This is a genomic window from Massilia hydrophila (assembly GCF_020208145.1).
GTDB classification, from domain to species: domain Bacteria; phylum Pseudomonadota; class Gammaproteobacteria; order Burkholderiales; family Burkholderiaceae_D; genus Telluria; species Telluria hydrophila.
Window position 1 is genome coordinate 189,948 of the sequence record NZ_JAHYBX010000006.1, and the last position, 22,641, is coordinate 212,588.

Genomic DNA, 22,641 nt, shown 5'->3' on the forward strand with positions numbered 1-22,641 from the left:
GCTGGGGCATCTCTTTCGTTGGAAGCTACTTCTTGCCGAATTCGGGGTCGATCTTCACCAGCGCGGCCATGATGAAGGCGGGGATGGTCGACAGGCAGGCCCAGATGAAGAAGTTCTTGTAGCCGAGGTATTCCTGCAGGTCGCCGCTCCACATGCCCGGCACCATCATGCCAAGCGCCATCAGGCCGGTGCAGATCGCGTAGTGAGCCGTCTTGTGCTCGCCCTCGCAGACCATGATCATGTACAGCATCATGGCGGTGAAGCCGAAGCCGTAGCCGAACTGCTCGACCGCGAGCGAGGCGCAGACCACGGCGAAGCTGGTCGGCTGCGCCTGCGACAGGTAGACGAAGACCAGGTCCGGCAGGTGCACCGCGAACACCATCAGCCACAGGCAGCGCTTCAGGCCCAGGCGCGAGATCAGGTAGCCGCCGGCCAGCCCGCCCAGGGTCAGGAAGGCGATGCCGATGGTGCCGTAGGCGATGCCGTACTGCTCGGTGGTGAGGCCCAGCCCGCCCTTGACGAGGGGGTCCTTCAGGAAGGGTGCCACCAGCTTGAGCAGCTGCGCCTCGCCCAGGCGGAAGGTGAGAATGAAACCGAGGATCAGCCAGATGTCGCGCTTGCGGAAGAACAGCGCGAAGGTGACGAAGAAGTCGCGCAGCGGGTTGCTGGTCCCGCGCACCTTGTGGTCGCTGTCCGGCCGCGGCAGGACCAGGCCGTGCCACAGGAAGGCGGCGAAGAACAGTGCGGCCAGCACGAAGAACACGATAGACCAGGCCTGGTTGACGTCGCCCAGCTGGGTAGCCAGGTAGCCGGCCAGCACCACCAGCGGGCCTTGGCCGGCCAGCGTGGCCAGGCGATAGAAGGTGGAGCGCACGCCGACGAAGGCCGCCTGCTGCTGCTGGCGCAAGCCGAGCATGTAGAAGCCGTCGGCCGAGATGTCGTGGGTGGCGGAACTGAAGGCCATCAGCCACATCACGGCCAGGCTGGCGACGAAGAAGTTCGGCAAGTGCAGCGACAGGCCCACCGCGACCAGCGCGGCCGCCACCGCCAGCTGCAGCAGCACGGTCCAGCGGCGCTTGGTGCCGAACATGTCGACCACGGGCGACCACAGGGGCTTGATCACCCAGGGCAGGTACAGCAGGCTGGTATAGAAGGCGATGTCGGCGTTCGACACCCCCATGTCCTTGTACATGACGACGGACAGGCTCATTACCACCACATAGGGAATCGCCTGGGCGAAGTACAGGGACGGCACCCACATCCAGGGCCTGGCGGCATGCGTCGGGCTTTTCGAAGTCTGCATAGTTCTTTCGTGGCCGGCAGGTGCGCTGCAAGGACGTCAGCGCAGGCGGATGCTTACGCGATGGCGTCGCGCACGCTGCCGTGCGCCGCCTCCAGGAGGGCCTGTGCCTGCTCGACACTGGTTTGTTTGGCCAAGGCCACCACCGCCGTCTTGACGTGGTAGCCGCACTGTTCCAGCACCGCCTGGGCCGCTGCTTCCTCGGCACCGGTGGCGAACACGGTCAGTCGGATGGCGCGCCGCACCAGCTTGGCGTTGGTAGCCTTCAAGTCTACCATCAGGTTGCCGTAGACTTTGTTCAAACGCACCATCAGCGCGCTGGAAAAGGTGTTCAGTGCGATCTTCTGCGAGGTGCCGGCCTTCAGGCGGGTCGAGCCGGAGATGACTTCCGGGCCGGTGTCGAGCGTGATGCCGATCTCGGCGTCGGTGGCCACCGGCGCGCCGGGATTGTTGGCGAAGCCGATCGTCAGCGCGCCGATCTCGCGCGCCGCGCCCAGCGCGCCCAGCACGTAGGGCGTGTGGCCGGAAGCCGCGACCAGCAGCACCACGTCATGGGCATCCACGCCCGCCCCCTTGAGGTCGGCCGCGCCTTGCGCGAAATCGTCCTCGGCGCCTTCGACGGCGACGAACATGGCATCCTGACCACCGGCCAGCAGCGCCAGCGCGCGCTCGTGCGGCCAGGAGAAGGTCGGGTACAGCTCGACGCTGTCGAGCACGCCAAGGCGGCCCGAGGTGCCGGCGCCGACATAGACCAGGCGTCCACCCGCCTGCACGCGCGGCAGCGCGGCGCCGACGGCGGCCGCGATGGCGGGCGCGGCGGCGCGCACCGCGTTGACCGCGCCCAGCTGGTCGTCGACCAGGACATTGACCAGCTCCGCGGTCGGATACTGGTCGAGGGAAGCATGGTCCCCGGCCGGGGTTTCGGTTTTCAGCATTGCCGTATCTTCTAATGCAAAGTCATCGATAAAACCAGTGTAATACCAATTGCGGCAGCCAGCTCATGAAAGCTGCACCCGTCATCATGCCGAAAAGTTATGCAGGGCGGCGCAGTTCTGCGACGAAGTCGTAGTGGTCGCTCAGGCAGTAGGAATGGGTCAGCTCCACCGGCTCGCCCGATTCCAGGTAGCCGACGCGGGTAATGAACAGCACCGCCCGTCCTTCCGGCACGGCCAGGTGGGCCGCCAGCCAGGCCGGCGCGTTCATTGCGCGCAGGTGCTGCAGCGCGCGCACCGGCTGGTGTCCGCTCCTGGCCAGGTGAGCGTACAGCGAGCCGCCGACCTGTTCGGGGCGCGCCAGCACGCCGGCGGGAATCACGCTCACCTCATAGGCCATCACCACGCCCTCGGCCAGGCGCAGGCGCTCCAGGCGCGCCACCCGGCTGTTGGGCGACAGGCCGAGCGAGAGCTGCTCGTCGGCGTCGGCCAGCACGATCTCGCGCCGCAGCCAGTGGCTGCCCGGCGTGTAGCCGCGCTGCTGCAGCTGTTCGGAAAAGCTCGACAGGTCGGACAGCGGCTGCTCGATGCGCGGCGCGATGTAGTTGCCGGACCCGCGCCGGCGCACCACCAGGCCCTGCTCGACCAGCTGGTCGATGGCCTTGCGCGCGGTCACGCGCGAGACGTCGAGCTGCTCGGACAGCGTGCGTTCGGAGGGCAGGGCCTGGTCGGCCTGGTAGCGCCCGTCGCGCACGTCCTGCGCGAGCTTGCGCGCCAGCTGCATGTACAGGGGCGAATTGTCGTCCAGGTCGACCTGGAAGGCGGGGCGGCTTGTCATGCGCGTGAGCATACCACTTGATACCAATATAAATGGGTTATGCCACGAGCACCGCTATTCATTTGGCAAGCCTTCCGCTCACTCCGTATGCTGGTTCGGGTGCAACCCATTTTTACCTATCACCAGCTACCAGACGACAAGGAGACCGCGATGAACGAGCGCAGGCGCAGCCTGCTGGGCATGGCCCTGCTGGGCACGGTCCAGCCACTGTTCGCGGCCGCCCCCTCTTCCGCCGCGGCCTCGGCCAGTCCGGGCCGCGGCACGTACGGGGCACTCGATGCCGAACTGGCCGCCATCGTGGACGATCCGTCCATGCAGCTGGCCAGCCTGTCTGTGCTGGCCTTGCGCGGCGGCCAGCCGGTCTATGAACAGGCCTTCGGACGGCGCTGGATCGGCAATAGTGCCCTGCCCGACCAGCCGGCCACGCCGGACACCCTGTTCCGCATCGCCTCGGTATCGAAGATGGTGACCACGCTGGGCCTGATGCGCCTGGTGGAAGCGGGCCGGCTGGCGCTCGACGCCGACGTCTCGGACTACCTCGGCTTCACCCTGCGCAACCCGCACTTCCCGGACCATGCCATCACGCTGCGCAGCCTGCTCACCCATACCTCCTCGCTGCGCGACGAGGGCGGCTACTCCTGGCCGCTGGACACGGCGTTGCGCGACGTGCTGGTGCCGGGCGCCCCGCTGTACGGCAATGGCGCGATGTGGTCGCCGCGCGCCGCGCCGGGCGCCTATTTCACCTACTGCAATCTCGGCTGGGGCGTGATCGGCACCCTGATGGAGCGCGCCGGCGGCGAACGCTTCGACCTCCTGATGCAGCGCCTGCTGCTGCAGCCGCTCGGCCTGGGGGCCGGCTACCTGCCCGCGGCACTGCCGCCGGCGGCGCTGACGCGGCTGGCCACCCTGTACCGCAAGCGCAGCACCGACACCGAGGTCTGGAACGCCGCCGGTTCCTGGATCGCCCAGGTCGACGACTACCACACCCGGCCGCCCGTCGCGCCGGCCGGCCTGGAACGCTACGTCCCGGGCACCAACGCCACGCCTTTCAGCCCGACCGGCGGCCTGCGCATCTCGGCGCGCGACCTGGGCGTCATCATGCGCATGCTGATCAATGGCGGCGTCCACGCGGGCACCCGCCTGTTCGGGCGCGCGACGCTGGAACATATGTTTGCGCGCCACTGGAGCCTGGATGCCGGCGGCACCGGCGGCACCAATGGCGACTCGCTGGGCGGCTTCTTCAATGCCTGGGGCCTGGGCAACGCCCAGTTCCCGGACCGTCCGGGCATGGCGCTGGTGGAAGGCGGAGGTTTCGAAGCGGTGGGCCACCTGGGCGACGCCTATGGCCTGCGCTCCGTGTTCGCGGCCGACCTCGCGCGCGGCGACGGCATGATCGTGCTGGCCGGCGGCAGCGCGGCCGACCCGGCACGGCAGAAGGGACGCTATTCGGCTCTGGCGCGCTACGAGGAACGCATCCTCACGGCGCTGTACCGCCACGCCATTGTCGGCCAACGCCCGGCAACATGAAGCCAACGGACACCTATGCCTGCGCATATACCTCGGTTATGGCGTGCGGCGCGACTTTCATTGGCCCCCATGCGGGCCTGCGCCTAAGCTCCATCCATCCTACAAGAAGAAGAGTTTAGAATGCAGCAAATCATCGTCATCGGTGGCGGCGTGGTCGGCCTGACCTCCGCCTGGTGGCTGGCGCAGGCCGGCTACCGCGTTACCGTCCTCGAACGCGCCGCGCAAGTCGGTAGCGGGGCGAGCTATGGCAATGGCGGGCAGCTCAGCTACCGCTACGTGTCACCGCTGGCCGACCAGGGCGTGCCCCTGAAGGCCCTGCAATGGATGTTCCAGGAAACCGGGCCGCTGCATTTCCGTCCCGAGGCCGACCTGCGCCAGTACCGCTGGCTCCTCAGTTTTCTCGCGCACTGCCGCGCCGATGTCAACCGCAAGACCACGGCCAAGCTGCTGGAGCTGGGCGAACTGTCGCGCCAGGCCATGAAGCAGCTCGAAGTGACGGTGCCGCTCGAGGACTTCGACTGGCGCGATGCTGGCAAGCTGGTGGTGTACCGCTCGCGCGACCTGTTCCAGAAGGCGGCCGGCAAGGCCGGCGCCGGCGAGATCTGGTCGGCCGCCGAATGCGCCGCGCGCGAGCCGGCCCTGGCGGCGGCCGAGCCCCTGCTGGCCGGCGGCATCTACAACAGCGGCGAGGCGGTGGCCGACTGTCACGCCTTCTGCCTGGCGCTGGCCGCGCGCCTGCGCGAGCACCCGAACTTCCAGGGCTTCGTGCAGGGCGAGGCACGCCGCCTGCTGGCGGACAAGCGCGGCATCACAGGCGTCGAGCTCGATACGGGCCTGCTCCAGGCCGACAGCTACGTGCTGGCCGCCGGCATCCAGAGCCGCAGCCTGTCCGACAGCGTCGGCATCAAGCTGCCGCTGTATCCGCTCAAGGGCTACAGCCTGACCGCGCCGATCCGCGCCGACGACGTGGCGCCCGAGATCAGCGTCACCGACTTCGAGCGCAAGGTGCTGTACGCGCGCATCGGCGACAAGCTGCGGGTGGCGGCCATGGTCGACATGGTGGGCGAAGACCTGCGCCACGATGCGAAGCGGGTCGACGGCCTGACGCGCCAGGTGAGGGAAACCATGCCGCGCGCGGCCGACTATTCGCAGCTCTCGGTGTGGGCCGGCCTGCGCCCGGCCACCCCGAGCAGCGCCCCGATCATCGGCGCCACGCCCTACCGCAACCTGTGGCTGAACGTGGGCCACGGGCCGCTCGGCTTCACCTTCGCCTGCGGCAGCGCGAGCCTGCTGGCCGGTGCCATGCGCGGTGAAGCGCCGCCCTTCAGCCTGGACGGCCTGACCCTGCGCAACTAGGCCGCGCGGCCGGATGGGGCGGCGGCGAGCGCGCGCCGGTACTTGTGCGCGGCGACCCGGATCGCCTCGATGGTCGCCATGATGGCCTCGTTGAAGGTGGTATTGCGCCGGTAAAACAGCGCGATCGGGCGCTCCCACATGAAGCCCTCGGTCATCAGGCAGGACAGGGCGCCGCTCTCGACCTCCGATTCCACCAGCTGTTTCGGCAGCAGCGACAGGAAGGGACTGGACACCAGCACCGTCTTGCAGAAATCGAGCGAGGTGGTGGTGATCTTCGGCGTCGGCACCGGCAGGCCGCGGGAGACGAAGGCCTCGCGCCAGCCGGCTTCGACCTCGCCCAGGTAGCGGCCGAGGATCCAGTCGCTCTCGCCCAGCCGCTGCGCTGCCGGCGCGCTCTCCTGCGCCAGCGGGTGCTGCTTGCCGGCCACGATGCAATACAGTTCCGAGCCGAGAGTCTCCCGTTCGATCCCGTCGTACTCGAGCGCGCCGTTGTCGATGCCGACGAAGATGTCCATCTCGCCGTTCATCAGGCTGTGCGCGGCCGAGGGGAGCGCGCCGGCGATCACGTCCAGGTGGATGTGGCCGCAGTCGCGCTGCATCGACAGCACCGCTTCCGACACCAGCTGGGTCGAGGCCGTCGGGCTCGACCCCAGCCGCACCTGCGCGCGCCGGCCGGCCAGCGCGTCGGCCACCTGGCGCTGGAAGCCGGCGCTCTCGGCCAGGATGTTGTTCGCGTAATGCACCAGCGAACGGCCGAGCGGCGTCAGGACGACGGCGCGCTGGTCGCGTTCCAGCAGCTGCACCCCGACCGCCTGCTCGAGCGCCTGGATATGGCGGCTGATGGCCTGCTGGGACACGCCCAGCTGTTGCGCGGCGCGCGAAAAGCTCGCGTGCTCGACGACCGAAAGAAAGGAGCGCAGATCGCGAAGTTCCATGGATGCCCGGTGACGAATGAAAGGCTGGCGCAGCTGCCGCCACGCCACACGAAATCATTGTAAGCCACACGCTTCTGTTGTTGGATTGAAATTCTAACCCGATGCATAGTGGAAGCTTCATGGTTCCACTCAGGAGATGGCAATGGCAAGTTTGCACAGCGTGACACAATGGGATGAAGAAGCCGATGTCGTGATCGCCGGGTTCGGCCTCGCCGCCGCCTGCACGGCGATCGAGGCGCGCGAGCACGATCCGGACGCCGAGATCCTGATCCTCGAAAAAATGCCCGAGAAGTATGTGGGCGGTAACTCGCGCGTCGCCGGCCAGTCGCTGCTGATCTCCCAGAACGTGCAGGCCCTGGTCGAGTACCAGCGCGCGATGAGCACCAGCAACCCGATTCCGGAAGACATGCTGGTCGAATGGGCCGAGCGCATGGTGCGGCTCGAGCCATGGATCGAGGCGCGCGCCGCCGAAGTCGGCGCCACCTACCTGCACGGCACCGGCTTCACCGACCGCGCCGCGGTGCGCGAATTCCCCGACCTGGGCGCCGAGGAAGCGGTGCACCACACCGCCACCATCCTGCCGCTGCCGAGCGGCGTCTGGCTGGCCTTCAAGGCCAACGTCGACAAGCGCAACGTGCGCTACCGCTTCGATTCGCGCGTGGTCGACCTGATCCAGGACCCGGACACCCTCGAAGTGTTCGGCCTGGTGATCGAGCAGGACGGCCAGCGCCGCAACATCCGCGCCCGGCGCGGCGTCGTGATGGCCACCGGCGGTTTCGAGAACAACCTCGACATGCACCGCAACTACTTCGGCCTGGCGCGCGCCCATCCGCTGGGCACGCCCGGCAATACCGGCGACGGCCTCAAGATCCTGCAGAAGGCCGGCGCCGACATGTGGCACCTGCGTAACCGCGGCCAGTCCGGCGGCATCTGGCCGGGCTTCTCCTTCCCCGGCCACGACACGGTATTCCTGCGCCAGCTGTTCTTCCAGACCTTCAGCTGGATCGACGTGGCCGAGGACAACCGCCGCTTCGTGAACGAAACCGCGGAACTGCAGCTCACCCACTACAAGGAAAAGATTCGCGGCGAATGGGTCGACACCGCCCACCACCGGGTCGGCCGCATCCACATGATCTTCGACGACATCACGCGCGCCCACAACACCCTGATCACCAAGGTGATGACCTGGAACGCCGTGGTCGAAGCCTACCCGTGGAGCGAGGACAACATGGTCGAGATCGACAAGGGCTGGATCGTGCGCGCCGACAGCATCGAGGAACTGGCGCACAAGATCGGACGCGACCCGGCCCAGCTGGCCGCCACCGTGCGCGAATACAACGACGCCTGCGCCGCCGGCGTGGATCCGGAATACGGCCGCACGGCCGCCACCATGATGCCGATCGCGCAGGGCCCGTTCTACGCCATCGAGGTGGTGCCGGCCATCGTCTGCACCGGCGGCGGCGCGCGCCGCAACATCGAGTCCGAAGTGCTCGACCATGGCGGCAAGCCGATCCCGCGCCTGTACGAGGCGGGCGAGCTGGGCTCGATGTTCTCGAACCTGTACCAGAACGGTTCCTACCTGACCGAAGCCATGATCTCGGGCCGGGCCGCCGGCAAGAACGCGGTCGCGCTCGCGCCCTGGACCGACGCACAATAAGCAAGGACAAGGAATCCCATGCGAGTCTCCACCCCAGCCATGAAACTGAACGTGCGCATCGATACGGCGGCGCGCAAGGACGGCGAACTCGTCATGCAGGGAGTCGCCGGCATGATGCCCTGCGAAACCAGCATGACGCCGCAGGAAATCCGCAAGCTGATCCGGCTGGTGCTGAGTCCGCGCATCCTGCCCATCCTGTTTTCGCGCGCCAAGCAGTAAGGCACGCAAGGGCCGGCGCCAGCGCCGGCCTTTTTCCATGTCGAGTCCCACGTTTATGCACACCGAAACTACCGACCGGGATGCCGGTTCCTACCAGGCGCTGGCCCTGCAAACTGCCTGTCACGCCGTCAACGCCTGCGCCAGCCGCGCGGAGGCGCGCGAGCGCATGATGGCTGGCATCGAGCGCGTCGAGCGCCAGATCCGCGCCAGCAAGGCCTTCATCGGTCCCGACCTGAAACTGGTGGTCGCGCCCGAGTATTTCCTGACCGGCTACCCGCTGGGCGACAGCATCCCGGCCTGGGCCGACAAGGCCGCGATCGCGCCCGGCGGCGAGGAATACCGGCGCCTGGGCGAACTGTGCCGCGCCACCGGCGTCTACTTTTCCGGCAACGCCTATGAAACCGACGAACATTTCCCCGGCCTGTATTTCCAGACCAGTTTCATCCTGGACGACAGCGGCCGGGTGATCCTGCGCTACCGGCGCCTGGTGTCGCTGTATGCGCCCACCCCGCACGACGTGTGGGAGCGCTACCTGGCGGTGTATGGCCTGGACGCCGTGTTCCCGGTGGCCGACACGCCGCTCGGCCGGCTCGCCTGCGTCGCCTCGGAAGAGATCCTGTATCCCGAGATCGCGCGCAGCCTGGCGCTGCGCGGGGCCGAGGTAATCCTGCACGCCTCGAGCGAAGTGGCGAGCCCGCGCCTGACGCCGAAGGACATCGCCAAGCGCGCCCGTGCCTACGAGAACGCGGCCTTCGTGGTCTCGGCCAATACCGCCACCATCCTCGGGGTCGACATTCCATCCGCCTCCACCGACGGCCTGTCGAAGGTGGTCGACTACCGCGGCGAGGTGCTGGCCGAAGCGGCGGCCGGCGAATCGATGGCGGCCAACGCCACGATCGACATCGCGGCGCTGCGCCGCCACCGGCGCAAGCCCGGCATGGGCAACATGCTGTCGCGCCAGCGCCTGGAACTGTTCGCCGCCACCTATGCCGGTTCGGTCTACCCGCCCGGCACCATGCTGGGGCCGGACGGCGCGCTGGCGCTGCCGGAGCGCAGCCATTTCGGCCGGGTCCAGGCCAGCGCCATCGAAGCACTGCTCGACAGGGGAATCATCCATGAGTGACAAGGCCACGCTGGAAGTACGCAATCCGCGCAGCGGCGAGATCGATTACCGGATGCGCGTGCATTCCGGGGAGCAGGTGGCGCGCGCCGCGCGCCGCCTGCGCGCCGCCCAGCCGGGCTGGCTGGCGCGCGGGCTGGACGGGCGCCTGGCCGCCCTGCGCCAGTTCGCCGCCGCGCTCGAGGAAGCACGCGCGCCCCTGCTCGACAGCCTGAGCCGCGACACCGGGCGCTGGACCGAATCGGTAATCGAGATCGATGCGGTGGCGGGTATCCTGCGCCGCTGGCTGGCCGAGGCGCCGGCCCTGCTCGCGCCCCTGCCTGCGCGCGCCTCGACCCAGGTAGCGAAGATCGCGATCCGCCAGCTGCAGACACCTTACCCGCTCACCGGCGTCATCAGCCCCTGGAACTTCCCGCTGCTGCTGTCGCTGATCGACGCCATTCCAGCGCTGGTGGCCGGCAGCGCGGTGCTGATCAAGCCGTCCGAGGTGACGCCGCGTTTCGTCCCGGCGCTGGAAGCGGCGATCGCGCGTGTGCCGGCCCTGGCCGACGTGCTGCAGCTGGTCACCGGCGCCGGGCCGACCGGCCAGGCGCTGGTGCGCGAGGTCGACGTCGTGTGCTTCACCGGCAGCGTCGCCACCGGGCGCAAGGTCGGGGTGCTGGCTGCCGAATGCTTCATCCCGGCCCACCTCGAATTGGGCGGCAAGGACCCGGCCATCGTCTGCGCCGACGCCGACCTGGCGCTGGCCGCGCGCGCCATCGCCTGGGCCAGCATGGTCAATGCGGGCCAGAGCTGCATGTCGATCGAGCGCTGCTATGTGGCGCGTGAAGTCCATGCGCCCTTCCTGGAACTGCTGTGCCGCGAAGTGGCGGCGCTGCGTCCGAACTGGCCGGACATCCGCTCCGGGCAGCTGGGACCGGTGATCGCGCCGGCCCAGGTCGCGGTGCTGGAAGCCCAGCTGGCCGACGCCTATGCCGGCGGCGCGCGTGCTCTCACCGGCGGCGCGCTCGAGCGCCATGGCGGCGGCACCTGGTGCCAGCCCACGGTGCTCGACGGCGTGGACGAATCGATGCTGGTGATGCGCGAGGAAAGCTTTGGCCCGCTGCTGCCGGTGATGGCCTTCGACGACGAGGAACAGGCGCTCGCGCTGGCCAATGACAGCCGCTACGGCCTGTCGGCCTGCGTGTTCGCGCGCGACCGCGCGCGCGCCGAGGCGCTGGCCGCACGCCTGGAGGTGGGCGCGGTGTCGATCAACGACGCGTCCCTCACCGGCCTGGTGCAGGACGCCGAGAAGCAGTCCTTCAAGCTGTCGGGACTGGGCGGCTCGCGCATGGGACGGGCCAGCCTGGCGCGCTTCTACCGCCAGCAGGCGCTCCTGATCGGCGACGGCGCGCCCTCGCCCTGGTGGTTCGCGCCGGCTTGAATTGGCTGCGAAATAGGAAAAGGGCCGCGGCGCTTGCGCACCGCGGCCCTTTTTTTGCCTTGCCTGCTTATTTCTTGGCGGCCTTGGCTTCCTGCAGCTTGCGGTAATAGGTCCAGCTGGTCACGTTCGGCGTCACGTATTCCGACGGCGCATGGCGGTACAGCGGGAAGTGCTTGAGCGTGAACTCGCGCACGTCGGCCGGCAGTGCGTCCCATCCGCTCAGCTTGCTGCCGACGCCGCTGTAGATCAGGTAGCCCGGCTTGCCGCCCATGTTCATCCAGGGCAGCCAGGGACCGGTGCGGAACCAGTTGTAGTACACCGGCGCCGAATCCAGCTTCTGGTTGACCAGGTCGGCGGTGCGCAGCATGTAGCCGAAGTGCTCGGAGGCCAGGTAGGTCTTGCCGGTGGACTGCTTCGGATAGGCTTCCGGCTGCAGCGGGTTCGGATACGACAGCGGCATGTCGATCAGCACCGAAGTCATCTCGCCGTGCTGCTGGAACGGCAGGTTCAGCGGCGCCACCTTCGGCGACGGGAACTTGTGGTTGACCGGGTCGTTGGCCACGTGCACCACCTCGACGTTCTCGCCGGTCATCGGATTGTTCCAGGTCTCGAGCAGCTTGCCGGTGGCGAGGTCGCGGTAGTACGAGACTTCGCGCGAGATCCAGTGGTAGCCGCCGTCCGGCTGCTTCTCCATGCGGCTGACGTTGTAGCCGTAGGTCTTCAGGATCGGGCGCGGCTTCTCGCCCGGCAGCACGGCGAAAATGGTGGCGTTCCAGTCGGCGAACACTTCCTTGCCGCTGAGGTCAGCCCGCATCCGCGCATAGGCTTCCATCTGGCCTTCCGGCGTCTTGAGGTCGGTCTGGGCCCGGGCCGCCGGCAGGGCCAATGCCATTCCCAGCAGGGAGAAGGCGATGATGCCTGGTTTCTTGTCCATTCTGTTCCTTGTCTCGCTTACCATCGTTGCACAATACGGCGGCGCTGCGGCACCGCCAGTCTCCCCCGCTACAGCCCCAGGCTGCCGGGATTCATCAGGCCGCGCGGGTCGAACACCGCCTTGAGCTGGCGCACCGCGGCACCGGCCTGCGGCTGCAGCGTGTCGAGGTAGGCATAGGCGCGCCCGATCTGGAAGTGGATGCCACCCATGCGGTCGTAGATGGCAGCCAGTTCGGCGCGCATCTGCAGCACCGCCGCGCGCGCAGCCGGGTTGGCGGCGCGCGTGCGCCATGGCCGGGTCAGTTCCTCGCCCAGCACTTCCACATGCAGCGGCAGGATTTCATCGTACCAGTAGAAGCATGGTTCTAGAAGGAAACTATTATAGAAATTCGACGTTAGCGGCGAGTACACGATCCCGTGCTCTTCCATGAGCGCGCGACGCTCGGCGAAGAAGCGCTCGGTCGCCTCCACCGCCTCGACGGCCCGCGACAGCGGCAGCACCGCATGCACGGGCACCCAGCGCTGGCCATCGAAGCCGAGCACCGAGCGCAGCGGCACGAACGGGCGCGCGCGCAGCACCTTCGGGATCGCACCCTCGGTCACGCTGCCGCCGCATTCGGCCGCCACCTTCTCGATTTCCGCCATGCGGGCCTCGACCTCCGCCTGGCTCGCCCCTTCGGCCGTCAGGTGGATCGAATACGGGTAGTCGGCCAGCGAGCGGGCGCTCAAGGCCACCTTGGCGGCGCTGCGCACCCCGCTCAGCAGCGATTTTCCGGCCGCGGCCACGTCGATCAGGGTCTTAGCGCCGGAGATCAGCTTGTTGCCCATCTGCGAAGAATTGCGGATCTTGTAATCGTCCACGCCAAAGCATTCGGAGGGCAAGCCGCGCCGCGTCAGCTCGACCTGGGCGCGCGTCATGTGTTCGATGGTCTCGAAGCCGAACGAGGCATGCGCCAGCTCACGCGCGCAGGGAACCAGGCGCAGCGTCGCCACCGCCTTGACGCCGAGCGCGCCGCAGTCGCCGACGAACAGGCCGGTCAGGTCCGGACCGCCCCAGCGCGAGAAGGGCGTGCCGCCGACGCGGTTGCCGGCGCCGGTGGCCAGCACCTCGCCGCTGGCCAGCACCACCTCCATCCCGAGCACGCTCTCGGCGGCCGATCCGTGCTGGCCGGCGCCGAAGAAGATCGAGTTCTGCGACAGCGCGCCGCCCACTGTCGCCAGCAGCCCCGACAACGGGCCCCAGTACGGGGTACGGCAGCCGCTGCCTTCCAGTGCACGGTAAACGTCGTTCCAGGTGCAGCCAGCCTCGACCGTGATGTACATGTCCTCGAGATTGATCGCGCGCACCCGGTTCATTCGCCGCAGGTCGATCGTGACAAAACCGGGACGGGCCGACAGGTAGCCGCCGGTGTACGACATGCCGCCGCCGCGCGGCACCACCGCCAGCCCGGCCGCCGTGGCCAGGCGCACGGCCTGCGCCAGCTGCTCGACGCTGGTCGGGGCCAGCACCGCGTCGGGAACCTGCGCGCCCTGCTCGAAAATGTCGTGGTCGTAGCGGCTGCGCTGCTCCGGCTGGAGTTGTACTCCGTCCGGTCCCAGTACCCGCGTCAGTTCTGCGGCAAATGCTTCGTCGATCATGCGGCTCCTCTGTGGTCGGTTTATTTGTCCGTACAACTTTTATCCATCATAGCAGCGCCCGGGCCGGGACCGCAACCAAAATCGCAGCATGCAAGGATTGACAGCGGTCCGTGGCATCCATAACATGTCCGGACAAATTATCACATGGGAACCGGCATGGAAAAATTCAGGATCGGAGGGTTCAGCGAAGCGGTGGTGGTGGTCACCGACCCGGCGCCGCATTTCGCCGCATGGATCGATGTCGGCGGCTGGCGCCTGCGCCACGAGGGGGCATGCGATCCCGCGCTGGCCGCGGCCTGGGGCTGCCCGGGCGAAGCCGGCGAGGAATGGCTGCTCGGCCATCCCGACTGCACCAACGGCCACGTGCGCATGGTGCGCCTGGCGCACGGCGCGGCGCGCCCGCAGATCCGTGCCGACGACCAGTGCTGGGACAGCGGCGGCCTGTTCGACCTGAACGTACGCGTGCCCGAGGTTGAGGCGGCGGCGGCGGCGCTGCGCCTGCGCGGCTGGCATGGCGCCGCCCCGCCCCACCAGTGGGACTTCGGGGCCGTCAACGTACGCGAGTGGCTGGCCAAGGGACCCGACAACGTGCGCCTGGCGGTGATCGAGCGGGTCGCTCCGCCGCTGCGCGGTTTCGACCACATGAAATCGATGAGCCAGGTGTTCAACTCGAGCCAGGTGGTGCGCGACATGGAGGGCGCGCTCGTCTTCTACTGCGACGTGCTGGGTTTCCGCAATGCCTACAGCTATGCGGTGCCGACGCTGGGGCCGGGCCCCAACCTGTTCGGCCTGCCGTCCTCGCTGGCCGGACAGGTCGGGCTGCAGATCGGGATCGTGCACCCCGAGGGGACGATGGAGGGATCGATCGAGCTAGTGGCACTGACCGGCGCGCAGGGCCGCGACACGGCGCACGAGGCACGCCCGCCGAATACCGGCCTGGCCGCGCTGCGCCTGCCGGTGCGCGGCATGGACGCCTTCGCGCAGCACCTGGACGCCTGCGGCGTGGCGCCCGAGTTCGGACCGCTGCCCATGACGATGGCGCCGTACGGGAAGGTGCGCATGCTGGGACTGCGCGCGCCCGACGGCGCCTGGCTGGAGTTCTACGAGCCGGCCTGAAGCGCCTCCGGCGCCGGGCGCGCGAACACGTGGCCGCAGGCCTGCTGGTAGCGCTGGCCGAGCGCCAGCACCGTGCGGTCGGCGCCATGCGGCCCGACCAGCTGCAGCCCGGCCGGCAGTACGCCCTGCGCCACCGGCATCGGCACGCTCAGCGCCGGCAATCCGGCCATGTTGGCGATGCTGGTCAGGTCGGCCTGGTTGGCCGGCACCGGTGCCGTGAACGGAAACGCCGTTTGCGGCGTGGTCGGCAGCGCCACCATGTCGGCCATGTCGAACCAGGCATGGCTGCGCAGCGCAGCGCGGTCGATCGTGCGGTTGGCGCGCGTCAGGCTTGCCAGGTCCTTGCCGGCGGCAAAATCGAGCATGGCGCGCAGCTCGGGCGAAAACGCATCCGGCTGGGCTGCGCGATCCTCCGCGTGTTCGAGCAGCATGTCGCCCTCGCAGGACAGCAGCCCGGCGCGGCGCGCGGCGCCGAAGTCGTAGTCGGCGAAGGGCGCGCGCAGGATGCGCAGGCCGAGTCCGGCGAACACCTCCAGCTGCCGCTCGAAGCAGGCGGCCAGCGCCGCATCGACGCCGAGCGCGGCCAGGTCGGACGGCGCCAGCAGCGTCTGCGGCGCAGGGCCGGCCGCCGGCCAGGACGCCCGCGCTTCGGGGCAGGCCGGATCGAACTGCGCCAGTACGTCCATCAGCAGCGCCAGGTCGCGTGCCGAACGCGCGAGCGGGCCGATGGTGTCGAGCCGGTAGCTGCAGGCGACGCTGCCGCCGGTGCTGACCAGCCCGCGGCTCGGCTTGTGTCCGGACACCCCGCAGTAAGAGGCCGGGATGCGCACCGAGCCCATGGTATCGCTGCCGAGCGCCGCCGCCGCCATGCCCGCCGCCACCGCGCAGGCCGAGCCGCCGCTCGAGCCACCCGGGGTGTAGCCCAGGCGGTGCGGGTTGTGGCAGTCGCCATAATGGGGGTTGCGGTTGGTGGCGCCGAGGGCGCCTTCATGCATGTTGAGCTTGCCCAGGATGACGGCGCCGGCCGCGCGCAGCCCGGCCACCGTGAAAGCGTCGGCGACGGCAATGCGGCCGCGCCGGGTCGCCATGCCAGCCGTGGTGGGCATGCCGGCGACATCGATGTTGTCCTTCACCGCCAGCGCCAGGCCGTCCAGCGGCCCCAGTGGACGGCCGGCAAGACGCCGTGCGTCGGCGGCGGCGGCCGCTTCCAGCGCCCCGGCCGCATCGACGTGCAAGTAGCAGTTCAGCACCGGGTTCAGCTGCTCGATGCGCGCCAGCGTGGCGCGGGTCAGCTCCACGCTGGTGATGTGTCCAGCTGCCAGCGCCGCGCCCTGCTCGACCAGGTCGTCCCACACCGCCGCCGCGGCCTGCGCTGGCCCGTTCATGCGAAGCGCCTGTCGATCAGCCGCACCGGCTTCTGGCGCGTCTCGGTGCCGGTCAGCGCGGCCAGCGTGCGCGGCGCCACCAGTTCGACCCGGATCTCGACGCCCAGGCGCTGGCGCAGCAGGCTCTCGTAGGCGGCGGTTTCCTCGGCGCTGCGCGCACCGGTGGTCTCGACCGACACCAGCAGTTCGTCGCGCCCGGTGGCGTCGCGCGAGGCGGTACAGATGAATTCGCCGCCGAAGCCGGGACGCTCCTCCAGCAGCGGCCCGAGCGCCTGCGGGAAGATGTTGATGCCACGAAGCTTGATCATGTTGTCGCTGCGGCCGAGGAAGCCGGCGATGCGGCGGAACGCCAGGCCCATCGCCGAAGGCGTGGTCAGCACCCGCGTCACGTCGTGGGTGTTGAAGCGGATGATCGGATAGATGTCGTCCTTGTACAGGCAGGTGACGACCATGTCGCCGCTGCCGCCGTCGGCTACCGGGGCGCCGCTGTCGACGTCGGTCACCTCGACGTACTGGGCGTCCTCCATCAGGTACAGGCCGTCGTGGTCCGGCCCCTCGCCGGCGATGGCGCCGGTGTCGCCGACCCCGTACCAGTCGAACATCTCGACCGCGCCGCCCCAGGCCTGGGCCAGCCCCTCGCGCGACTCGCGCCCGAGGTGGCCGGAAATCATGCGCAGGCGGATGTCCTTGCCGGGCTCGAGTCCCTGGGCCACGGCGACGTCGGCCAGGCGCTTGATGTAGTCGGCGAAGCCGACCACCGCGCTGACCCCGAAGTCGCGCATCAGCTCGACCTGGCGCACCGACGGCGTCTCGACCCCGGTGCCGGGCGTGATCAGGGTGGCGTGGGTGTAGTGCAAGACCGCCTCGCGCACGTAGTGGCCGCCGTTGATCATGCCGTGCCCGTACACCGAGTGCACCACGTCGTCGTGGCGCATGCCCTGCATCCGGTAGATGCGCGCCAGCAGCAGGCTCTGGATCTCGCGGCTCTTCGGGCTGAAGAACAGCGGCTGCGGGCGGCCGGTGGTACCCGAGGTAGTATGCATGATCATCGGCGGCACGGCGCCGTCGAGCGGGACATCGCGCCCGTGGAAGTCGCCGAAGGGCGGATGCAGGCGCACGCTCTCCATGATGTCGGTCTTCGAGATGATCGGCAGCCTGGCGATGTCGTCGAGGCTGCGGATGTCGCCCGGCTCGACCCCGGCCGCGCCCCACACACGCTGGTAGAACGGGATCTGCCAGGCGCGCGCCACGCAGCGCATGAAGCGCGCGTTCTGCTCGGCGCGCAGGGCTTCGCGGCCGATACCGGCGTAGCGCTCCATGAACTGCCCGCCGAGCGGGAAGTCGCGCAGCACCTGCTTGATGTCGAAAGACTCGTAGTACGTGGTATGCATTGCTTCTCCAGTGGTGGTGTTCAGTGGGGCGCGGCCAGCAGCGCGGCAAGGCTGCGCACGTCGGCCAGTCCTTCCAGGCCGGACAGGGCGGCTTCGAGGCCGGCGCTGGCGGCGGCGTCGAAGCCGGCCGAACGGCAGCAAGCCGCGAACTTGGCGTGCTGCGCCGCGCGCGGCAGCGGGCGCTCGGGGTGGCCGAGCACCTGCGGCAGGTCGAGCGCCAGCATGCGCCCGTCGGCGAGCGCCAGCTCGAGGCGCTGCGGCGCCAGCGCGTTCGGCTGGTCCAGCGCCCACGGTTCGACCGCGACCCGCGCCGCCAGCGCCTGCCAGTCGGCGGCGCCGATCCGGGCCGGGTCGACCGCATCCAGCCCGACGCCGCCGTCGAGCAGCGCGACGGCGGCCAGGTAGGGCAGGCACAGGCGCGCGTAGTTGGCGTCCATGGACGGCAGCGGCGGCCGTCCGACCAGGCGCGCGACCAGCGGCGGCGCGCGCAGCAGCACGCGTGTTACCTCGGACGGCGAAAAGGCGCCCTGGTCCTGCAGGGTGGCGAGGGCGTCGAGCGCCCCATGCGCGGCGCGCCCGGTGGGAAACGGCTTGTGGCTGACGCGGGTGATCTGGAAGGTGCGGCCCAGTTCGGCGCTCGCGCGCGCCCAGTCGGCCTGGCCGTCGAACAGGGCGAAATAACCGAAGGGGCCTTCGAGGATATCCTTCGGTCCCTCGAAGCCCTGCAGCGCCAGGTCGAGCGCGCTGACGGCGGCGCGCGCATTCATCCCGACCTGCAGCGCCAGCATCGGCGAGCCTTCGACGTGCGCCTGCATCGTGCCCGACAGCTGGCTGTAGGCGATGCCGAGCGCATTGTGCAGCACCGCGCGGCTGGCGCCGGCCAGCCGCGCCAGGCCGGCGGTGGCGCCGAGCGCGCCGCACATGGCCGGGCGGAAGAATCGCATCGGGGCGCCCTGCGCCATCCCGACGAAGGCGGCGACATCGACCGCCAGCGTCACCGCCAGGATCAGCTCGCGTCCGCTTACTGCGCCCTGGCGCTCGGCCCAGGCCAGCAGCGAAGGCAGGATCACGGCCATCGGATGCACCACCGCGTCCTCGTGCACGCAGTCGAATTCCTGGTTGTGGACCTGATAGGCATTGACCAGCGCCGCGGCCTGCGCCGGCAGGCGCTCGCCGCTGGCCCAGACCTGCGCATCGTTTCCGCTGCCCCAGGCGCGCGCGGCGGCCAGCACTTGGGCGCTGCGCGGATGACGCGCGCCGGACAAGCCAACCCCGACGCTGTCATAGATGAAGGTAAGGGCTGCCTGCACGGCGGCCGGGGGCAGGTCGCCGTAGCCGGTTTCGAGCACGTGGTCGAGCAGGGAATCGATGGCAGTCAAGTGAACCTCATGGCAGTGCCGCCCAGAACGGCGCCGGATCGGCATCGTCGGGCAGGGTGAAGACGATGTCGAGCAGGCGCTGCGCGCCCGCGCTCGCGATGCCGGCGGCCGCCATCAGGGTGGTGGCCTTGTCGTGCACCTGGGCCGGCGCCAGCGGGCGGGCCGGATCGCCGAGCGTGTCGCGCACCTCGTGCCGCAAGGTGCGCCCGTCGTCCAGCAGCAGTTCGACGCGGGCGCCATAGGCCTGCGGGAAGCATGCCGAGATCGCGGGATCGGCGCGCAGGCCGATTGTCGCGCGCCGGGCTGCCAGCGCCGGGTCGTCCAGCGCCGCTTCGGCGTAATGTTCGAGCCGCGGCGCGCCATGGCGCAGCACCGCCGCCAGCGCGTGCTGGATGCTGAAGCGGGCCTGGGCCGGGGTGGCGGGCGCAGGCCGGTCGCAAAAGCGCAGCGCGTCCTCATAGGTATCGACCGTCACCCGGACCACCGCCGGGCCGGCGATTTCCTCTTGCGCCATCAGGCCCAGCAGCGCATCGATCGCGGGATGCGCGTGGCGGCAGGCAGGCCAGGGCTTGAAGCTGGTGTCGAATATCAGCCAGTCCACTTCGGGGCGGGTCACCAGGGCCGGGTCGGCATCGTCCGACATGGCGGCGAACAGGCCTTGCGGGCCCTCGAGGATGAACGCGGGCCCGGTCACGCCGCAGGAGGCGAGCAGCGCCGCGGCCGCGCCGCTGGCGGCGGCGTCGGCGGTGTGCCACTGCTTGGTCATGACATCCTCGTGCCGCATCTGCCACAGTCCGCCGCTGCGGCTGCCGGCATTGCCGAGCGCGTCGGTCATGCGCGCCCGGTCGAGGCTGTAGAGCGAGCCGGCCGCGGCGGCCGCGCCGAAGCCGCCGCAGCTGGCGGTGTTGTGCCAGTAGCGGTAGTGGCTGAGGCCGACCGCGCGCCCGATCCGGATCGTCGCCTCGTAGCCGCGCACGATTGCATCGAGCAGTTCGCCCAGGCGCGCCCCGCGCTGCTGCGCCAACGCCAGCGCGGTCGGCACCACTACCGGTCCCGGATGCAGGATCGAGCTGCGGTGCACGTCGTCCATTTCCAGCACGTTGCCGAGGGCGGCATTGAAGCGCAGCGCCGCGTCGAGTGTGAAGTCGCCGCGGCCGAGGGCGCGGCAGGGCCCCGGACTGGCGCCGGCCAGTGCCGCCGCCATCGCCGCACCGGCCGGGCTGGCCGCGCCCAGCACCGCGCAGCCGAGCCAGTCGGCCAGGTGCAGGCGCGCCCGGGCACGGGCGGCGCCGCCGACCGGCCGTGCCAGCAGCGCCGCCAGTTGCGCGGTGAGGGAAGGTGCGGAGGGTGCGATCGAAGTTTTGCTCACGGCGCCGTATTCTGGGATAATAGAAATTGTCCGGACATATTATCGGCTCGTCCGCCATTTCGCAACCAGTTCCTTCATGCCCAAACCGCTTACCGAAGCGCGGCTGCACCAGCTGCTCACGCCGCAAGCCCGGGTCTACGCCCCCGGCTGCGCCGGCCATTCGCTGCTGTTCGAGGCATGGCTGCGCGCCGCGCCGCCCTCCTGTGCCGGGGCTGAATACTGCGGGGTCTGGATCCCCGGTGTCAACGGTGTCGACTTCAGCGCCGTGGCCGGCGGCAGCCGCGCCACCGCCTTCTTCATGTCGCCCCTGCTGCATCCCGGCTACCGCGCCGGCAGGGTCGACTACCTGCCCCTGCACTACCACGCGATTCCGCCCTACCTGGCGCGCCGCGGGCGTTTCGACCTGGCGCTGGTCCAGGTCGCGCCGCCCGACGCCGACGGGCGCTGCAGCCTGGGCGTGGCGGCCGACTTCACCCCGGCCGCGCTGGCCAGCGGCGCGCGCATCCTGGCCCACGTCAACCCGCGCATGCCGCGCACCGTGGGACCCTCGATCGACTGGGACGACATCGACTACGCGGTGGAAGCGGACCTGCCGCTCCTGAGCGTCGAGGACGAGGCGCCCGACCCGGCCATGGAAGCGCTGGCGCGCGTGGTCGCGGAACGCATCGGCGATGGCGCCACCCTGCAGTTCGGCCTGGGCCGGCTGCAGGCGGCGCTGCTGCGCCAGCTGACCGGACGGCGCCAGCTGCGGATCCATTCGGGCATGGTGTCCAGTGCCCTGCTGGGGCTGGCCGAAAGCGGCGCGCTGGCCGCCCCCGACCGCACGGCGCCGCCGGTCGTCACCGGCGTCGCGCTCGGCTCCGATGCGCTCTACCGGCGCCTGGCCGAGCCCGGACTGGCGCGCTTTGCCCCGGTCGCTTATACCCATGCCAACGCCACGCTGGCGGCGCTGCCGCGCCTGGTCAGCATCAATTCCGCGCTGAACGTGGACCTGCTCGGCCAGGTCAATGGCGAAACGCTCGACGGTCGCCAGGTGAGCGGCGTGGGCGGCATGCTCGACTTTGTACGCGGTGCGCGCCTGTCCGAGGGCGGGATGTCAATACTTGCCTTGCCTGCAACAGCGCGCGGTGGCACACTGTCGCGTATCGTCGTTTCGTTCGGGGGCCTGGTCAGCGTCGGCCGCACCGACGTCGACTGCGTCGTGACCGAATACGGCTGCGCCGACCTGCGCTACCTCGGCGTGGCCGCCCGCGCCCAGGCGCTGATCGGCATCGCGGCCCCGCAGTTCCGCGACGGCCTGGCGGCGCAGTGGCATCTCCTGCAAAAACAACTTTAACCTATCCATCGACAAGACCACCATGAAGGCAACGGCAAGCAAGAAAAACGCAGGCGCTACCACGGCGCAGCCGCGCCACCGCTACCGCCAGGTCGCGCAGGAGCTGATCGACGCCATCACGGCGGGGACTTATCCGGTCGATTCCTTCCTGCCTACCGAGAAGATCCTGTGCGAGCACTATGGCATCAGCCGCTATACCGCGCGCGAGGCGCTCGACGTGGTCGAAGCCGCCGGCCTGATCGAGCGGCGCCAGGGCTCGGGCTCGGTAGTGGTGTCGAACACGCCGCCGGTCCACTACAACCACAATGTCCAGAACATCGACGACCTGCTCCAGTACGGCAATGCCAGCCGCCTGCGCGCGCTGGAATCGAAGGAAGTATTGCTCGACGAAGAGCCGGCGCGCTTCCTCAAAAGCAATCCCGGCGCCAAGGCCATCCTGCTGAGCGGGGTGCGCCACCAGCGCAACGACGAACGGGTGTTTTCCTTTACCCGCATCTACTTCGTCACCGGCAGCGCGGCGGTGCGCAAGGCGCTGCTCGACCCCGAGCGCAGCGTGCTGACGATGCTGAAAATGCTCGACCTGAAGAATGTCGACCATATCGAGCAGGCCTTCTCGGCCACCGGAGCCGACCGCGAGACGGCGCAGGCGCTCGGCTGCGCGGAAGGCGCGCCGGTGTTCCGCACCGACCGGGTCTACGTCGACCGGCGCGGCAAGGTCGTCCTGTATGCCGCCAGCTGGCACCCGGGCCACCTGTTCAGCTACTCGACGGTGCTGCAGCGCGCCTGA

The 22,641-nt window shown here is 69.4% G+C and carries 19 protein-coding genes; 9 read left to right on the forward strand and 10 right to left on the reverse strand.

The window, feature by feature from the left end; genetic code table 11:
- Nucleotides 1–25 precede the first annotated feature (25 nt).
- The 3 genes from LE190_RS15600 to LE190_RS15610 form a co-directional block, all read right to left on the reverse strand.
- Nucleotides 26–1,303, reverse strand: a complete 1,278-nt coding sequence (locus LE190_RS15600; RefSeq protein ID WP_225239556.1) for an MFS transporter — start codon at nt 1,301–1,303, stop codon at nt 26–28.
- A 53-nt stretch (nt 1,304–1,356) separates the two neighbouring features.
- Nucleotides 1,357–2,235 carry an N-acetylmuramic acid 6-phosphate etherase gene (locus tag LE190_RS15605; RefSeq protein WP_224947065.1) on the reverse strand — a complete coding sequence of 293 codons (879 nt, stop codon included), beginning with the start codon at nt 2,233–2,235 and terminating at the stop codon, nt 1,357–1,359.
- A 97-nt stretch (nt 2,236–2,332) separates the two neighbouring features.
- The gene (locus LE190_RS15610) at nt 2,333–3,070 is read right to left on the reverse strand and encodes a GntR family transcriptional regulator (RefSeq protein ID WP_225239557.1); all 738 of its coding nucleotides are present in this window, start codon (nt 3,068–3,070) and stop codon (nt 2,333–2,335) included.
- A gap of 150 nt (nt 3,071–3,220) precedes the next feature.
- Here LE190_RS15610 and LE190_RS15615 point away from each other — a divergent pair, with 150 nt between their 5' ends.
- Together LE190_RS15615 and LE190_RS15620 are read left to right on the forward strand one after the other, a co-directional pair.
- On the forward strand, nt 3,221–4,597 hold the full coding sequence (locus LE190_RS15615; RefSeq protein WP_225239558.1) for a serine hydrolase domain-containing protein: 1,377 nt from the start codon (nt 3,221–3,223) through the stop codon (nt 4,595–4,597).
- A 120-nt stretch (nt 4,598–4,717) separates the two neighbouring features.
- Nucleotides 4,718–5,953 carry a D-amino acid dehydrogenase gene (locus tag LE190_RS15620; protein WP_229517235.1) on the forward strand — a complete coding sequence of 412 codons (1,236 nt, stop codon included), beginning with the start codon at nt 4,718–4,720 and terminating at the stop codon, nt 5,951–5,953.
- Here LE190_RS15620 and LE190_RS15625 read toward each other — a convergent pair.
- A complete protein-coding gene (locus LE190_RS15625) occupies nt 5,950–6,888 on the reverse strand; it encodes a LysR family transcriptional regulator (protein WP_225239559.1) in 939 nt (312 codons plus the stop codon). The two genes, LE190_RS15620 and LE190_RS15625, sit on opposite strands and share 4 nt — an antisense overlap.
- Before the next feature lie 142 nt (nt 6,889–7,030).
- On the opposite strand from LE190_RS15625, the gene LE190_RS15630 reads away from it, so the two are divergent.
- From LE190_RS15630 to LE190_RS15645, 4 genes are read left to right on the forward strand one after another with little or no spacing between them, the layout of a single operon-like run.
- Entirely contained in the window at nt 7,031–8,545 is a 1,515-nt protein-coding gene (locus tag LE190_RS15630; protein ID WP_225239560.1) for an FAD-dependent oxidoreductase, read from the forward strand.
- 18 nt (nt 8,546–8,563) lie between these two features.
- Nucleotides 8,564–8,764: a hypothetical protein gene (locus LE190_RS15635; protein WP_225239561.1), complete on the forward strand. Its 201-nt coding sequence runs from the start codon at nt 8,564–8,566 to the stop codon at nt 8,762–8,764.
- Between the two features lie 55 nt (nt 8,765–8,819).
- Nucleotides 8,820–9,887 (forward strand): nitrilase-related carbon-nitrogen hydrolase, encoded by a 1,068-nt coding sequence (locus LE190_RS15640; RefSeq protein ID WP_225239562.1) that lies wholly within the window; start codon nt 8,820–8,822, stop codon nt 9,885–9,887.
- On the forward strand, nt 9,880–11,307 hold the full coding sequence (locus LE190_RS15645) for an aldehyde dehydrogenase family protein (RefSeq protein WP_225239563.1): 1,428 nt from the start codon (nt 9,880–9,882) through the stop codon (nt 11,305–11,307). The genes LE190_RS15640 and LE190_RS15645 overlap by 8 nt, the downstream gene beginning before the upstream one ends.
- A 67-nt stretch (nt 11,308–11,374) precedes the next feature.
- On the opposite strand, the gene LE190_RS15650 is transcribed toward LE190_RS15645, so the two are convergent.
- The gene (locus LE190_RS15650) at nt 11,375–12,241 is read right to left on the reverse strand and encodes a DUF1838 family protein (protein WP_225239564.1); all 867 of its coding nucleotides are present in this window, start codon (nt 12,239–12,241) and stop codon (nt 11,375–11,377) included.
- Nucleotides 12,242–12,309: 68 nt separating this feature from the next.
- Entirely contained in the window at nt 12,310–13,878 is a 1,569-nt protein-coding gene (locus LE190_RS15655) for an FAD-binding oxidoreductase (RefSeq protein ID WP_225239565.1), read from the reverse strand.
- A gap of 156 nt (nt 13,879–14,034) precedes the next feature.
- Here LE190_RS15655 and LE190_RS15660 point away from each other — a divergent pair, with 156 nt between their 5' ends.
- Nucleotides 14,035–14,994 (forward strand): VOC family protein, encoded by a 960-nt coding sequence (locus LE190_RS15660; RefSeq protein ID WP_225239566.1) that lies wholly within the window; start codon nt 14,035–14,037, stop codon nt 14,992–14,994.
- Here the strand turns inward: LE190_RS15660 and LE190_RS15665 are convergent.
- The 4 genes from LE190_RS15665 to LE190_RS15680 are packed head-to-tail and all read right to left on the reverse strand — an operon-like array spanning nt 14,979 to nt 20,518.
- Entirely contained in the window at nt 14,979–16,379 is a 1,401-nt protein-coding gene (locus tag LE190_RS15665) for an amidase (protein WP_225239567.1), read from the reverse strand. The genes LE190_RS15660 and LE190_RS15665 overlap by 16 nt on opposite strands.
- Nucleotides 16,376–17,770 carry a phenylacetate--CoA ligase family protein gene (locus LE190_RS15670; protein ID WP_225239568.1) on the reverse strand — a complete coding sequence of 465 codons (1,395 nt, stop codon included), beginning with the start codon at nt 17,768–17,770 and terminating at the stop codon, nt 16,376–16,378. Before LE190_RS15670 ends, LE190_RS15665 begins: the two co-directional genes overlap by 4 nt.
- Before the next feature lie 20 nt (nt 17,771–17,790).
- Complete coding sequence (locus tag LE190_RS15675; protein ID WP_225239569.1) at nt 17,791–19,149, reverse strand: MmgE/PrpD family protein; 1,359 nt, start codon at nt 19,147–19,149, stop codon at nt 17,791–17,793.
- Nucleotides 19,150–19,156: 7 nt separating this feature from the next.
- Nucleotides 19,157–20,518 (reverse strand): MmgE/PrpD family protein, encoded by a 1,362-nt coding sequence (locus LE190_RS15680; RefSeq protein WP_225239570.1) that lies wholly within the window; start codon nt 20,516–20,518, stop codon nt 19,157–19,159.
- 76 nt (nt 20,519–20,594) lie between these two features.
- On the opposite strand from LE190_RS15680, the gene LE190_RS15685 reads away from it, so the two are divergent.
- Both LE190_RS15685 and LE190_RS15690 read left to right on the forward strand, forming a co-directional pair.
- Complete coding sequence (locus LE190_RS15685; protein WP_225239571.1) at nt 20,595–21,854, forward strand: acetyl-CoA hydrolase/transferase family protein; 1,260 nt, start codon at nt 20,595–20,597, stop codon at nt 21,852–21,854.
- Between the two features lie 22 nt (nt 21,855–21,876).
- Nucleotides 21,877–22,641 carry a GntR family transcriptional regulator gene (locus tag LE190_RS15690; RefSeq protein ID WP_225239572.1) on the forward strand — a complete coding sequence of 255 codons (765 nt, stop codon included), beginning with the start codon at nt 21,877–21,879 and terminating at the stop codon, nt 22,639–22,641.